The sequence below is a fragment of the Armatimonas sp. genome, assembly GCF_043760365.1.
Lineage (GTDB): Bacteria > Armatimonadota > Armatimonadia > Armatimonadales > Armatimonadaceae > Armatimonas.
Window position 1 is genome coordinate 1 of record NZ_JAYUPA010000289.1, and the last position, 1,968, is coordinate 1,968.

Here is a 1,968-nt window from a genome sequence, read left to right on the forward strand (position 1 = left end):
CACTGTGCGTGACAAACAGTTTGCCCTGCTAAATTTAACAGGATGACGGTTCGGCCAAATGAAGCTATCTTGAGGTTACCACACCGACAAAAGGCTTCAGATGACCGAACCAACCAACCTCCAAATAATCCAGAGTAACCGCCAGAAAATTCAAAGGCTGATGCGAGAAAGTATAGGAGAACTTGCACCGCATTGCCAATTCATTACTCTTTTTCTCCTAGCCCTCCTCGCGGAAAGAACGGTTAGCCTGGCTTGGATCGCGACCGTTTTACCCACCGGAGCAACGGACGAGTCAAACAGAAAGAGAATCCAAAGATTCCTGGATGACTCCCGAGTCACCCCCAAAGCATTTGCTAAGGTCATTGCCCACTTCCTGCCTTGCTCGCCTTGGATCCTTGTGGTGGATAGAACCAACTGGTTCTGGGGAAAGTCTCCCATCAATTTGTTAGTGCTGGCAGTCTACTTCAACGGCATAGCCGTCCCACTGCTCTGGATGCATCTAGAGAGGGATGGAGCCAGCGATACGGCACAACGCATTGCCCTCATGCAACAATTCCTCGATCTGTTTGGGGCAAAACGCATTCAATATGTCACGGGGGATCGAGAATTTATTGGGGCAAATTGGATTGCCTGGCTCCATCGTACTCGCATCCCTTTTCGTCTACGGCTGCGCGTGGATGACTTGGTCAAAGATCGCAAGGGCAAAATCTATGAAGTGGCGGCTTTGTTCAGCCGCTCCCAGCAATGCCGTAAAGGGCAATTTCTGCTCTGGGGCACCTGGGTTTATCTCGGAGGAAAGCCACTCTCGGGGACAGATTCCCTCGTGGTTGCCAGTAGCCATCCCGGTAATCTGATGGAAGACTACCGCAATCGTTGGAGCATCGAATGCTTGTTTCAAGCCCTTAAAGGTCGCGGCTTCCATCTGGAAGAGACCCGTGTTATCGAGCCGGATCGTCTCTGCCGTCTCTTTGGTTTACTGACTCTGGCCTACCTTTTGTGTGTTTGCATTGGACACTCTCTGCCCCAAGTGGTTTGTAAAGCAACCAAACGTGCCCGTAAGAGTATTGCTCGTCAAGGCTTGGAAGTAGCCCATCGTGTTTCTCTTTGGTTGCTTGGGCCACCTTCGGATTTAGAGATTCGATGGTTCCTTAAGGCTTTTATTCCATGCAAAACTTAGGAGGCAAACTGTTTGTCACGCACAGTGGCGCTATGCTCCCGCAATTCGTGCGAAGCGAGTGGGTTCACGGCTGATCTCCGCCTGAAGCCACTGCTCCATCAGCTGCGCCTTCACCGAGGCATAATCTGGGTCTGCGAAGCGGTTATGAAGCTCGCTAGGGTCGTCCTGCAGGTCGAAGAGCTCGCCGAACGCCTCGCCGCGGTAGAGCGTGAGCTTGTAGCGCTCGGTGATAAACGTCCGCAGATGGAGCTTGGTGGGCTGGTGGCGAAACTCGGTGATGACGGAGTCGCGGGCCGATTCTTGCGCGCCCGTCCAGACCCCAAGCTGGCTGACGCCCTGCATCTGGCCAGGGATGGGGATTCCACAGGCATCTAGAAATGTCTCCGGGAGATCTATTAGGGCCTGGAGCGCGGTAGAAACTTCACCGCCGGGGACGTGGCCGGGCCAGCGGACGAGAAACGGGAGGCGCAGGAGGTCTTCGTAGTGGAATGCCCCCTTGTACCAGAGGCCGTGCTGCCCTAAGAAATGCCCGTGATCCGTCGAAAACACCACCAGCGTGTCCTCGGCGAGCCTGCGCTTGTCCAGCTCGTCTAAGATCCTGCCGATCTCACGGTCCATCAGGCTGATCATCCCGTAGTAGATCGCGAGGTCTTTCTTTTGCTGCTCCTCAGGAGTTAAGTGCGAGTGGAAGCCATGGTTGCCGTAGCCGCTCTCCTGCCAGTGCGAAAAATCCGGCGACGCTTTCTGGGTCTCGCCAAAGTGGGGTGGATTGCTGTCGTGCTCGCCGGGGG

At 54.7% G+C, this 1,968-nt stretch carries 2 protein-coding genes; one reads left to right on the plus strand and one right to left on the minus strand.

What is annotated here, in order from left to right:
• Positions 1-100: 100 nt before the first annotated feature.
• Positions 101-1,177 (plus strand): IS4 family transposase, encoded by a 1,077-nt coding sequence (locus ACH2EH_RS06885; protein WP_395140193.1) that lies wholly within the window; start codon positions 101-103, stop codon positions 1,175-1,177.
• 30 nt (positions 1,178-1,207) lie between these two features.
• On the opposite strand, the gene ACH2EH_RS06890 is transcribed toward ACH2EH_RS06885, so the two are convergent.
• A partial coding sequence (locus ACH2EH_RS06890; RefSeq protein WP_395140195.1) for a sulfatase occupies positions 1,208-1,968 on the minus strand: 761 nt, incomplete at its 5' end.